The sequence below is a fragment of the Romboutsia sp. LXY-2 genome (assembly GCF_056171995.1).
This window is the reverse complement of record NZ_JBKFGI010000008.1, coordinates 374,022-386,658: the sequence shown is the minus strand read 5'-3', so window position 1 is coordinate 386,658 and position 12,637 is coordinate 374,022. Positions and strand designations below refer to the sequence as shown.

Below are 12,637 nucleotides of genomic sequence, written 5' to 3'. Positions count from 1 at the left end.
TAACCAATAGTATTCATCTAATACAGAAACTCCTTCAGTTTCTATTGAAGGTATTGATCTAAATAAATCCCATAAACATTCGAAGTGGTTTTCCATTTCACGACCGCCACGTATAATAAAACCTTTTTGAACATCATTAATTCCATCGCATGCTCCACCTGGTAAATCCATTTCTTCTAATATATGAATATGCTCACCCTTCATTTGTCCATCACGAACTAAAAAGCATGCAGCTGCTAATGATGCTAATCCTGCTCCTACTAAGTATGCTGACTTTCTATCTACATTTGCTGGTTTTTCTGGACGAGCAAATGCTTCATAATTTCCATTACTATAGTACATAATATTATCTCCCCATATCTCAAAGCTTGATTTTAAGTAGCTTTAATTATTTATTTAATAATATATTATTCCTATTTTTACCTTTATCGTATAGACAATGGTTTAGCTATGTATAATACTTAGTCATATGTTTAAAACTGTAAAAAAATTAGACAGATAATATTATCTGTCTAATTTTTACTTAATATTTATTTTAAATTTTTATTTGTCTGTCCTATATCTATCTAATGCCTCTTCTATATTCCCACAAATTAAGGTATTTAAACTTTTTATAATATCTGCATGATTTTCTTTCATACCTTTTTTTATCCAGTCAAGTAAAAGTCCTACAAATGCATATTTATAAAAGTCAGCAATAAATATTTTGTCTTTTTCTCTAACTGGTATATCTTTAGCTTTTTCCTCTATCACACCCATTAGAAGCAAATATACTTCATTGTATAGATACCTTTCTAGATATTCTCTACTTACTGAGTTAAATGTGTTTAGTACAAAAGATTTGTTATCTAATATGTACTCAAATATCTTACTAAATCCTTGCTGCCAAGTATCATATGTACGGTTTCCATCTAAAGCCTTGGTTGCTTCATTTGTATATATCCACTCTAACAAATCATAAATATCCTTAAAATGATAATAAAATGTTTGGCGATTTACTTCACAGTCCTCTGTAATATCTATAACTTTTACCTTGTCTAAAGATTTATGTTCTAGCATTTTTTTTAGTGAGGCAGCAAATGCCTTTTTAGTCATTTGAGACATATGAATTCCCCCAATTTTTTATTCTATTATTTCCATGTTTTATATTATAGTCTTATTTGTATATTTTTTCTACATTTCTTTAAAGCAGCTAGTATTACCTTTAATCTTAATATATGGGTCTTTATAAAATGACTAAAGCCAAGATGTTTTATATGGAATATGCTATCCTATTAACAATTTTTAAATTAATTTAAATCTATTGTTATTGATTGTTCTTCATATTTTATTGTATGGTGCTTCTTGGGATTTTTAGATCCATTTTCTCTATAATACTGATATGGAAGTATTTTTATACTTTCAAGCTTTTTATCATTTTCTAAGTTTCCTTCCAAGTTCCACTCCATATAAGTTTGTTCTTCATTTCCACCTCCGCCACCACCAGCGTTTATTATATCTCCATCTTGGTCTAATAATTCTATATTTATATCTCTATTTTCAAACTCATACTCTTTGCCCATTTTTGTTGTATAGGTTAATTTCACTGATATTGGTGATACTCTCAACTGCTTAATATTAATCAGCGCTTTAAAATTTTCATCATCAATTTCTATCTCTTTATTAATATTATAAACTTTAGTTTCCCCCATGATTTTTTTACCATTAATCTTAAAATTAAACTCCCAATTTCCTTTTATAAATTCAAATGGGCTATTTGTTATCTTAGGTATTAAGCCTCTTTTTTGCACCCCTACTTGGTCAAATACTATTTTAATATCGTATTCTTTATCTGGATCAATATTTTCAAGTATCTGATAATCGGTTATGTCTGCTTGATTATCACCATCAGTATCCACTCTTTGTAAATTTAGTTCCGTTAAAAATTCTTGACTATTTTCTTTTATTTCATTATTTATAGTTGATCCACCTGTCTCTACAAACTTTTTACCATCCATATATACTGTAGCTGTTGGTAAATAGTATTGTTTCTTCAAAAATCCACTATTTTTTAATGTACTTTCATCAAAGTTTGAATAATCTATATTCATGCTTAATAGTATGTTCCCATCATCTAAAAGAGCTTAATAAATATTTAACTTTATTCCTTTGTTCTCTGCTTCTTGGTTTATAGGCTCTTTATAGCCTTTGTACTCATTATCATCTCTCCCTAAGTAACTTTCAATCTGCTTTCCTATATTAGTAACCAATGCCCATACTTTTTCATTAGTTAATGCTAACGTTGATATTGAAAAACATAGTACTGATGCTACTGCAATTTTTTTATAATTCTTCTTATATTTATTTTTACTATTTTTATGTATGCTAACATTACTTTCTATGTACTCATCTTCATTTATGTTTATTTTTTTTGCTAAATTATTAAATATTTTTTCTTTTTCATCCTTAGATAATGTCTCTAATTCATGTGACTCTTCTTTTAATTTTATGTCATTAAATAACTCATACTTATTTTTCATATATTTACTCCCCTCCTTATTCTTTGTTGTATAACTCTTTCAATTTTCTCTTACCTCTTGATAAACGACTATATATATTAAAAGGCTTTGTTTTCATTTTTTTTGCTATTGTTTCTACATCTAACTCTTCTAAATAATAATCTCTAAATAAATCTTTATCTTTTTCATTTAAGTTACTCAATAACTCCTCTATTTCTTCTTCTACTTCTCTTTTTAGTAAGTTCTTATCTATAAATGAAATATCATCTTTTAACTCTTCATTACTACTATGCTTTAGATATTTTCTTTTGTAGTCTATTGTTTTGTATTTTGATATAACCCCTATCCAGTTTTTTAGTGTATTTTTTCTATTGTCAAAACTATCCATGTTATTCCAAACAGATAGCAGTATGTCATTTAAACATTCTTCTTGATAGTAACTTAGGTTATTAATGTTGTTTCTTACTATTGTATTTATGTAGTCACCATAAGCTTCTATTAAAAGCCTTAATCCTTCTTCTTTTTTATTTTTTATGTATTTGATTATAATCTTACCTTCCAATAAATTTCCTCCTTACTGTAAAAGCTCCTACATTATAACATTCGTAGGTAATTTATATTTTCTAACACTTTCAATAAAATCTTTACAAAAAATATATTCTATACAAAATATAGCATGCTCAGATACAATTTTATTTTTGATTGATATATATTTTAGCTTTACTGGATAAATTAATACAAATGTGAATTACTCAAAATCATCTAAAAGGAAGTGTCATTATGTTTAACGTACCTTATATAGAATGGGTTGGATATGCTGCATCTATTTTTATTGTAATATCTTTAACTATGACTGATATTATAAAACTTAGAATAATAAATACTATAGGATGTTTATTATTTATAGTGTATGGAATGACAGTGCATGCATATCCTGTAGCCCTATCCAATGCTATAATAGTTTTGATAAATATTTATAATTTATATAAATTAAATAGAAAATAGGAGCAAATTGTTTGCTCCTATTTTCTATTTAATTCATTAAGGTTTAACATTTTTTAAATATTATAATATTGCCTGTACCCATTTCATAAATATTTAATGGGGTGTTTTTTTGAGTATTGATATAATATTGCAAATCTTAAGCGGATTTTTCTGGATTATAACTTACATATTAATAATTAATAAAAGTATTAAAGATAAGACTTACGGTATGCCATTTCTTGCAATGTGCCTTAATCTATCTTGGGAGTTTGTATTTGCCTTTGTGTACAAAACCACTATCTTCCACCAGATAGTATGCTTAATATGGTTTATTCTTGATTTAGTAATAGCTTTTACATTTTTTAAATATGGATATAAGGATTTTAATAAAAAATATTCATTAAGTAAAATACCATTTCTTATATTAGTTATTTTCTCTTTAATATCTTCTTTTGTATTTATGATTTTGGCACCATTAGATTTTGCTATTATGTTTGATTATGATATTCTTCAAACTGCAGGCTTTATAGCTTATTTTCAAAATCTATTAATGTCTGTATTATTTCTTTTGATGTTTTTGGAAAGAAGAAACTTAAAGGGTCAATCTATATCTATAGCAATGTTTAAATGGTTAGGAACTTTATCTGTAGCTATTCTGAAATTTAGTGGTATAGTTTCATCAAATGCAACTGAATTATTTATTATATTATTAATTCAAGTTTTTGATATCTTGTATATATATTTGATATTTAAGTTCTGTAGATATAAGTCTCAAAAATTATAACTAAAAATAGGGACGTCGCCCTATTATCTTAGTGCGATATCCCCATTTATCTGTTCTTATAAATCTATTTATTTAAAATTGCTATTATCTTTTCTAAAATATAATCTACTTCTTCATCCGTATTAAAATGCCCAAAACTAAATCTTACGGTCCCATCAGGAAAAGTATTTAAAGTTTTATGAGCTGAAGGTGCACAATGAAGCCCACTTCTAGTTTGAATATTATATTTTTTATCTAACTCATAACAAACAAGTCCATTGTCTAACTCTTTAAAATCCAAGCTAACTACACTAGTTCTATTATTTATATCTGTTTTTCCTACTAAAAGGTTTTTATCCATTTTTTTTATTCCATCTATAAATCTTTTAGCTAGTCGCATCTCTTTTTCAAATATCTTTTGAATTCCAGCTTCTTTTATATATTTCAAAGAAGAATTTAATCCATATATAGCTGGAATATTAGCTGTGCCACTTTCATATTTATCTGGCATATATGTAGGTTGAATTTCTTCTTCAGATAAACTACCTGTTCCTCCCTCAATTAAAGATTCTACTAATGGCACTATATCCTCTTTTATTAAAAATCCACCTATTCCCTGTGGACCCAGTAATCCTTTATGGCCAGTAAAGCAAAGTATATCAATATTGCATTCCTTCATATCTATATCTATAATACCTGCAGTTTGAGCACTATCTACTATAAATATCTTGTTGTGTTTCTTACATAACTCTCCAATTTCTTTTATTGGCAATATAGTTCCACATACATTTGATGCGTGAGTCATTATTATCGCTTTTGTGTTTTTTGATATTGAATCTTCTATATTTTTTATGGATATTTCCCCCATATTATTACAATGTACTTTGCTAATGCTTATCCCATTTTTAGTTAATGAGTTTAAAGGTCTCATCACTGCATTATGCTCCATTGAAGATACAACAACATTGTCTTCAGGTTTTAATAATCCTTTTAGTACTATATTTAAACTCGTAGTTATATTTGGTGTAAATATTACATTTTCTGGTTTATCAAAGTTGAATAATTCACATAAAAGTTCTCTAGTCTCATAAACTATATTTTCAGCTTCATAAGAAGACGAATACGCTCCTCTATTAACATTACATCCTACATTATTTATATAATCCATTATCATTTTTCCTACCAAAGGAGCCTTTGGATAAGATGTAGCTCCATTGTCACAATATATATTTTTCATGTTATCCCCCTTTATGCAATTACTCCCTATTTTAAATATAGCATTGTTTGTTTCTTTATATTATAGATTTTTTTTATATTAATTTGCTTGTATATTGATATTTCATATACTTCGTCAAATCCCTTATTTTTCAAATGTTTTGTGCTACTATTTAAGCGAACCATTTAGTTACAATATTTTACAATTTGCAAGGGGGTACATATGAAGGAAAAGAGAAATATTATTATTGGTGGAGCTATTATAGGTATTTTATCTGTCTTATCTGTATTTTGTGGTAATCCTAAAAATATGGGGATTTGTATTGCCTGTTTTCTAAGGGATACAGCAGGTGCATTAGGATTACATAGAGCCGAAACTGTTCAGTATGTGAGACCTGAAATTATTGGTATGATATTAGGTGCATTTATTATCGCATTTTCTAAAAAAGAGTTTTCTTCTCGCGGAGGTTCTTCTCCTTTTATTAGATTTTGCTTAGGATTCATGGTAATGGTAGGGGCATTAATGTTCTTAGGTTGTCCTACTAGAATGGTACTTAGATTAGCAGGTGGAGATTTCAATGCTTTATTCGGAATTGCTGGTTTCGCTATAGGAATTGGTATTGGAATAGTATTTTTAAACAAAGGCTTCTCTTTAAAAAGAAATTACAAGCAAACTAAGTTTGAAGGTTTTATTTTCCCTACAATAAATGTAGCTTTATTCATTTTATTAATAAGCTCATCTGCTTTATTATTATTCTCAAAAGAAGGTCCTGGTTCACAACATGCTCCAGTATATATAGCTTTAGCTATAGGTTTAGTTGTTGGTATTATATGCCAAAGAACAAGATTATGTATGGTAGGTGGAATAAGAGATTTAATATTATTTAAAGATTCTTACTTAATACTAGGATTTTTATCTATGTTAGTGGCTGCTTTAATTGGTAATGTTGCATTTGGTTTCTTTAAAGCTGGTTTTGTAGATCAACCTATCGCTCATACTGATGGATTATGGAATTTCTTAGGTATGGTTGTTGCTGGATGGGGATCTGTACTTTTAGGAGGATGTCCAATGAGACAATTAGTACTTTCTGGTGAAGGAAATGTTGACTCTGTAATAACTATATTTGGTATGTTAGTTGGTGCTGCTTTTGCTCACAACTTCCAATTAGCTTCTTCTCCAAAAGGACCTACACCAAATGGACAAATAGCCGTTATAATTTGTTTTGTTGTTCTTGGTTGTATATCATATTTAAGCTCTAAACCAGAGAAAGCTATAACGAAAGGGGATGTTAAAGTTGGTTAAAAAAATAGATGCTAGAGGATATTCTTGTCCTCAACCTGTTCTTATGGTGAAAAAGGAGTTATCTGGAAAGCCTGAAGGATTAGAAGTTTTGGTAGATAATAACGCTGCTTGCATGAATGTAAAAAGATATATGGAATATGCTGGATACAAAGTTTCTATTATTGATATAGACGACGAGTATGAAGTATCTTGTAGGAAATAGTATGAATTACTTTGCTACTTTTTTTACTCATTCGGGAGCAATAAAATTTGCAAGATATCTAACTAAGAATAGTATTATTAATGAAAGCATTCCTGTCCCTAGAAAGTTGAGTTCAAACTGCGGTATAGGTGTTGGTTTTACCTATGAAGGATACATTGATAATATTAATACAGATGATATGGAAAAATTATACTACATCCAGGATAACAATTACTCATTATATAAAGACTATGATAACGAATAACAAAAAAAGATATTAACTTTTACGTTAATATCTTTTTTTGATTTTATTATTTTACATTACCTTCAAATATATGTCTTATAACTTCCATTGGATCATAAAACAGTAACCTAAGGTCCTCAAAATTTCATAACTCCTTTAATTTTTATTTTCATATCTTTCTTATAGCAATGTATTGGACACTTGCTATAAAAGCTTTTAACTTCACCAAATTTACAAAAATATAATCTTTTGTGTGCATAATCTAAAAGCTCACTACACTCTTGGCATAGTTCCCCTTTTTCATTTCCGTGTTTTTTACGACAATAAATATTTATCATACTAGTGATAGTATATTTACCTATGATTAGTGTTTTTATTTTTTTCTTTGTAGATCTCTTAAATCTAAATGATTTTATACTATCGCCATGGCCCATTTCTTCAAATTCTTATGACCCTCTTACAAAGCAAAATGATATATATAAAAAAAGATAGATTGCCATATTAAGATAATCTATCCAAATATTAATTATTTACCTTCATATATATCTTTTTCTACATCTATGAATACTTTAGCTATTACTCCGTATGCTTCACCCCATGCTTCTAACACTTCATCAGTTGCCGCATCCCCTAAAACTTCCTTTATAGCTAATAATAAATTTTTACCTACTATTGGGTAGTGCTCAGGCTTTACATTAGTATTAACGTGGACTTGCCCTATTTTCTTTACTGCTGGTAATAAAGCTTCTAAGTTATCTATATTTTGAGCTGCTGCTAATACTGTCATAGCTAATGCCTTTGGTTGTGCTCCTGATTCTTGTTTATCCATATTGAACATTTCATTTACTTCTGAGTTGTTTGCAAACATTATTTTGTAGAATGTTGTTGTTATTTCCATTCCGTGCTCTCTTAATGCGGGTACTGTACTTTTTACTATATCTATTGTTTTTTGATTTAACATAATTAACTCCTCCATTTTAAAATGTGTATTTTGAATACTCTTTTTAATGTATAATATGTATATACCTGCTTTTTTCCACCCTAAACATTTTTTCAAAAAATAATGAAAGCTAAGTCAAAACTGACTTAGCTTTTATTATTTTATTTATATTTCTTTGTTTTGATCATCTTCAGATGCTTCTTCAAGCATCTCTTCATTATCTATATTTTCTATTATAGCTTCTTCTTCTGCTATTATAAAATCGTCTTCCACATCTTTGCTGTTAGCTGTTTTTATTTCATATGATATAGTATCTAATTTATTAATAATATATCCTATTGCCCATATAACTATTGTATAGAATAAATATGGTGAAGAGGCTTGAACATAATAAGATATTACATTGCTTAATTCTTCACTTATTACTAGACCACTAGCTACAAGGCTTGATATGTATGTATATGAGTTATATACTGTGAATATTGTGTATATACCTACAAGAATAGATACAACATATAGTACTATTGATATTTTATTTTTACTTTTTTTATGAACTGTTAACATGATTACAGTTACTCCCTTCAATTTTAATTAAATATATGTAAATATGTTTTCTATTTAATATAATAATATATTTACCTTAATTTAACCTTAATAAAAATCTACTAGTTAAATTTATTAACATCACCTTTTCCGTATATTTAAATTTTCTCATTTCTATTATCCTAAAAATATTCAATAGTTAACTAATAATAAATTTTCATATATATTTTTTTACTATTAAAGTCCTTAAATGCATTTGTATATTTTTTTAATATATTCTTTTTTCTACATGTAACATATATCCAAATATAAAAAAGCAGAGTAATCTGCCTTTTCCTTTATTCCATTTTATTAAGTCTATTTTTAGTTTCTAATCTATTTTTCCACATCTCTTCTTCAGATGTATACCCTCTTTTCTTAGCCATCTCTTTAGTATAAGTTCCTTCATGTAGTAAGTTTAATATGTGAAGAGCATCCTTTCCTGCTGCCTCCATAGTTCCTCTACAAGAACCACAATAAGCTAATATATTTTCTTGAGTACAGTCATTTGCTCTTCTTGTATATAATTTCTTATATAGTTCAGGGTTTGAACTACAAACCATACCCCCAACACCACAACATCTTGTGTTTTCTTTATTATTTCGCATTTCTTCGTACTTATATCCTAACTCTTCTAGTATCCATCTAACACTCTCATGATGAGATTTAACATTTCTAGTAACACAAGAATCATGAATATTAAATATTACATCTGAGTTAGACCCTATATCTTTTTGAGATTTTGGTATTCCTATTTCTTCTTTCATTAAATCCCAGTAAGATATAACTTTTTTATCACTAGTTTCATTATAAACATTGTAGCAAGAAGGACATATTGTAACTATTACATCAGCATTAGTTTCATTTATAGCATCTATTGCCATCTTATTTCTTCTCTTAAATGCCTCATCTTCTCCAACTAATTTAGTTACCTTACCACAACATTGTAATAATGCTCCTACTTCACCATCTAATGTGTCTCTTAAATGCTCAAGTGTTTTTTCTATAACAGATGGACTATATGCAGGAACCGTACATCCTGGAACAAATAAATACTTAGTTTTTTTATCTTTAGCTAAAACTGTAGTTGAATATTCTTCACTACATTCCATTTCCTGCGATTTATCAAATGGTTTTAGCAAATCTATAACTTGTTCATTGTTATTATCTTCTATATATTGTTCTTTTACAGCTATAAAGTTTTCTCTTAAATTTAAATCTTTAGGACACTTTATAGTACATTGGCTACAATCATTACAAGAAAACGCTATCATTTTATCCATATTTTCATAACCTTCATCTAAATATCTTTTAAATAAAGTTTTTGGACAATCAGTATAGTCATTCATCATTATACATTCTTGCATACATAGTTTACATGCGCATTGTCTACATCTATTAGCCTCTTTTAGAGCTTCTTCTTTAGTATATCCAAATGATACTTCATCAAAAGAATTAACTCTATCACTACCATCAGTTTCTTTTATAGAATATCTTCTCTCAGTCACATCAGACCAATCTACATCTCTTCTTAACTTAGTTTCATAACTTGAAGTATCTTCTAGTTTTCTTCCTTCTGTTAAAGATTCTTTATTTAAATATCTTTTAACTGATTCTGCTGCTCTTCTCCCTGAAGCCATAGCTTGTATAACTATTACAGATTCTCCTGAAGCATCTCCTGCTATAAATACTTTTTCATTAGTTGTAGACTGTAGAGTTAATCTATCACATTCAAAGTTAGTATTTGGTCTTTGATTTAATATATCTTTTGCAAAATCCCCTTCTACACCTTGTCCTATAGCAAATACTATAGTGTCTACTTCTAGCTCTTTAATTTCATTTTCATCAAACTTAGGACTAAACATTCCTTCTTCATTGAATATTGATAAACACTTCTTTAGTATCACTTTGCATACTCTATTACTTTCATCAACTACTATCTCTTTTATTGCTTGAGCGTGGTTAAACTTAATACCTTCTTCTATTGCTCCTTTTATTTCATGATCTGATGACGCCATAGTATTAAAGCTATCTTCTAAACAAATAGAGTTTACTTCTTCTACTTTAGAAAGTCTTCTCGATATTCTAGCACAGTCCATAGCAACATCTCCACCACCAACTACTAGAACGCTCTTACCTACATCTGATACATTTCTAGTTAAAGCTGCTTCTTTTGCATAAGCTGCTGCTGAGAATATTCCTTTTGCACCAAAGTTTTTTAAACTTCTATCAACTCTACCTTGATGCTTACCAACTGCAACTATAACACTGTCATATGAATTTACTATTTCTTTAAAATCTATATCTTTTCCTATTTCGCAGTTTAACTTAAATTCAACGCCTAATTTATCTAAATAACTTATTTCTTTTTCTAGAACATTTCTTGGTAATCTATATTCAGGTATACCTACAGCCATCATACCACCTCTAACAGGTAGCTTTTCAAATACAGTAACCTTAAATCCTTCTCTTTGAAGTTCAAGTGCTGCTTGAAGTCCTGAAGGACCAGCACCTATTATCGCTATATTTTTTCCCTTTGATGGCTTAACTGATAAATCCCAATCTTCTTCTCTGTCAAAATTATCAGCTGCATATCTTTTAAGTCCTGCAATTGACATTGGAGAATTTATCTCGTTAATTTTACACTTACTTTCACAAGGATGAGCACATATTCTACCTAATGTTCCTGGTATAAATAAATCATTTCTTATAACTTTTATGGCTTCAAATCCCTTATCTTCTCTTATTAATCTTATATATTCTTTAGCATCTGTATGCATAGGACATGTAGCTACACAACCTGCATCAGCATCTCCCATACACTCATTTACTATATTTTCCATGTTCTTAATTATATTTTTATTTAACATACTATCTTCCTCCACAACCTAAATTATGCATTCTTTTTCTTTGGATCTATAGCAAATATAAATACCCCTGCAACTATAACTAGTCCCCAGAATGCTAAGCTTGGAGTTATTTTGTCTCCAAATAATATAGCACTAAATATAATAGACCATAATGCTGCTGTTGAGTTTAAAGCTGTTCCCATTGCTGCTCCTATTAAATCAACTGCTTTATACCAACAAAGATATGTTGTTGCACCTAGTATAGCTATACCAGCATAAGCTACTACAGTTCCACTAGTTACTACATTTGCTGCTACACCATAACCTCCTATTAATGGTAAAACTACAAATCCGTATGATAACATTGATATTAAATATCTTAGACATAAAAATTGTTGTGGTGTTGGGTTAACATGCTCTTCACCTTTTATATGCTTCATAGCAAATCCTATAATAACTCCTTCTAAAGCCCATCCTAAAACTGCTACTGATGCAAATGTTACTCCCATAAAAAATGTATCTGGTACATTTGATGATGGGTTAAATCCTAACATAAATGAACCTAATAAACTTACTGATATTCCAATCATTGCTCTTAATGATAATTTTTCTTTTAATATTAAATATGATAATATTGCTCCAATCCCTGGATATATAACTGATATACTAGATGCATAAGGTGCTGTTGCATATTTTATTGATAATAAGTAAGCACTCATACCTATAGGTGCACCAACTAAAGCTGCAAGAGCTGTTGCTTTACCTTTTTTAGTTTTTAACAATCCAAATACTGGTTTTAATTGTTTTCCAAATAATAAAACTAATGCTATCCACATAAAGCATAAACTATCATGGAAAAATGCTGATACTAATGGTGAAAGTTCAAAGCCTGAAAATATACTACTTCCTCCAACTTTTCCCATTAAAACTGAATCAAGCCCCCATGCAAGTCCCACTGTAATTCCAAGTAATAATCCTTTTTTCATATTTTTATTGTCCTTCATAATGTCATTTCCTTTCATAAGCTAAACATTTTTGTTTTTTATTTAACATTCTATATATTAAGCAAATTGTATGC

General features: G+C 28.7%; 16 protein-coding genes. 5 read left to right on the top strand and 11 right to left on the bottom strand.

The window, feature by feature from the left end:
- The 5 genes from ACI48P_RS15505 to ACI48P_RS15485 all read right to left on the bottom strand — a co-directional run.
- Positions 1–342 (bottom strand): oleate hydratase (locus ACI48P_RS15505; RefSeq protein WP_475217326.1); only part of this gene is annotated, 342 nt, incomplete at its 3' end.
- A 201-nt stretch (positions 343–543) separates the two neighbouring features.
- On the bottom strand, positions 544–1,104 hold the full coding sequence (locus tag ACI48P_RS15500) for a TetR/AcrR family transcriptional regulator (RefSeq protein WP_475217324.1): 561 nt from the start codon (positions 1,102–1,104) through the stop codon (positions 544–546).
- Between the two features lie 185 nt (positions 1,105–1,289).
- Positions 1,290–2,090 (bottom strand): DUF5643 domain-containing protein, encoded by an 801-nt coding sequence (locus tag ACI48P_RS15495; protein ID WP_475217322.1) that lies wholly within the window; start codon positions 2,088–2,090, stop codon positions 1,290–1,292.
- A 33-nt stretch (positions 2,091–2,123) separates the two neighbouring features.
- Complete coding sequence (locus tag ACI48P_RS15490; protein ID WP_475217320.1) at positions 2,124–2,519, bottom strand: DUF4179 domain-containing protein; 396 nt, start codon at positions 2,517–2,519, stop codon at positions 2,124–2,126.
- A 16-nt stretch (positions 2,520–2,535) separates the two neighbouring features.
- A complete protein-coding gene (locus tag ACI48P_RS15485) occupies positions 2,536–3,060 on the bottom strand; it encodes a sigma-70 family RNA polymerase sigma factor (protein WP_475217318.1) in 525 nt (174 codons plus the stop codon).
- Between the two features lie 218 nt (positions 3,061–3,278).
- Between ACI48P_RS15485 and ACI48P_RS15480 the strand changes: the two genes are divergently transcribed.
- Complete coding sequence (locus ACI48P_RS15480) at positions 3,279–3,503, top strand: YgjV family protein (RefSeq protein ID WP_475217316.1); 225 nt, start codon at positions 3,279–3,281, stop codon at positions 3,501–3,503.
- A gap of 109 nt (positions 3,504–3,612) precedes the next feature.
- Positions 3,613–4,266 (top strand): transmembrane-type terpene cyclase, encoded by a 654-nt coding sequence (locus ACI48P_RS15475; RefSeq protein WP_475217313.1) that lies wholly within the window; start codon positions 3,613–3,615, stop codon positions 4,264–4,266.
- Positions 4,267–4,330: 64 nt separating this feature from the next.
- Here ACI48P_RS15475 and ACI48P_RS15470 read toward each other — a convergent pair whose 3' ends face one another.
- On the bottom strand, positions 4,331–5,482 hold the full coding sequence (locus ACI48P_RS15470; RefSeq protein ID WP_475217310.1) for an aminotransferase class V-fold PLP-dependent enzyme: 1,152 nt from the start codon (positions 5,480–5,482) through the stop codon (positions 4,331–4,333).
- 201 nt (positions 5,483–5,683) lie between these two features.
- Between ACI48P_RS15470 and yedE the strand changes: the two genes are divergently transcribed.
- Genes yedE through ACI48P_RS15455 form a run of 3 tightly spaced genes read left to right on the top strand, consistent with a single transcriptional unit; the run spans position 5,684 to position 7,209 of the window.
- The gene (gene yedE, locus ACI48P_RS15465) at positions 5,684–6,763 is read left to right on the top strand and encodes a YedE family putative selenium transporter (protein ID WP_475217308.1); all 1,080 of its coding nucleotides are present in this window, start codon (positions 5,684–5,686) and stop codon (positions 6,761–6,763) included.
- On the top strand, positions 6,747–6,965 hold the full coding sequence (locus tag ACI48P_RS15460; protein WP_475217304.1) for a sulfurtransferase TusA family protein: 219 nt from the start codon (positions 6,747–6,749) through the stop codon (positions 6,963–6,965). The genes yedE and ACI48P_RS15460 overlap by 17 nt, the downstream gene beginning before the upstream one ends.
- A 1-nt stretch (position 6,966) precedes the next feature.
- On the top strand, positions 6,967–7,209 hold the full coding sequence (locus ACI48P_RS15455) for a putative Se/S carrier protein (protein WP_475217302.1): 243 nt from the start codon (positions 6,967–6,969) through the stop codon (positions 7,207–7,209).
- 116 nt (positions 7,210–7,325) lie between these two features.
- Here ACI48P_RS15455 and ACI48P_RS15450 read toward each other — a convergent pair whose 3' ends face one another.
- The 5 genes from ACI48P_RS15450 to ACI48P_RS15430 all read right to left on the bottom strand — a co-directional run bounded on the left by ACI48P_RS15450 (position 7,326) and on the right by ACI48P_RS15430 (position 12,563).
- The gene (locus ACI48P_RS15450; RefSeq protein ID WP_475217341.1) at positions 7,326–7,526 is read right to left on the bottom strand and encodes a nitrous oxide-stimulated promoter family protein; all 201 of its coding nucleotides are present in this window, start codon (positions 7,524–7,526) and stop codon (positions 7,326–7,328) included.
- Positions 7,527–7,714: 188 nt separating this feature from the next.
- Positions 7,715–8,149, bottom strand: coding sequence for a globin domain-containing protein (locus ACI48P_RS15445; protein WP_475217298.1), 435 nt, complete (start codon positions 8,147–8,149; stop codon positions 7,715–7,717).
- Positions 8,150–8,293: 144 nt separating this feature from the next.
- Positions 8,294–8,692 (bottom strand): hypothetical protein, encoded by a 399-nt coding sequence (locus ACI48P_RS15440; RefSeq protein WP_475217297.1) that lies wholly within the window; start codon positions 8,690–8,692, stop codon positions 8,294–8,296.
- A gap of 317 nt (positions 8,693–9,009) precedes the next feature.
- Positions 9,010–11,580, bottom strand: a complete 2,571-nt coding sequence (locus ACI48P_RS15435; protein WP_475217295.1) for an FAD-dependent oxidoreductase — start codon at positions 11,578–11,580, stop codon at positions 9,010–9,012.
- 23 nt (positions 11,581–11,603) lie between these two features.
- On the bottom strand, positions 11,604–12,563 hold the full coding sequence (locus ACI48P_RS15430) for a DMT family transporter (RefSeq protein WP_475217293.1): 960 nt from the start codon (positions 12,561–12,563) through the stop codon (positions 11,604–11,606).
- Between the last annotated feature and the right edge of the window lie 74 nt (positions 12,564–12,637).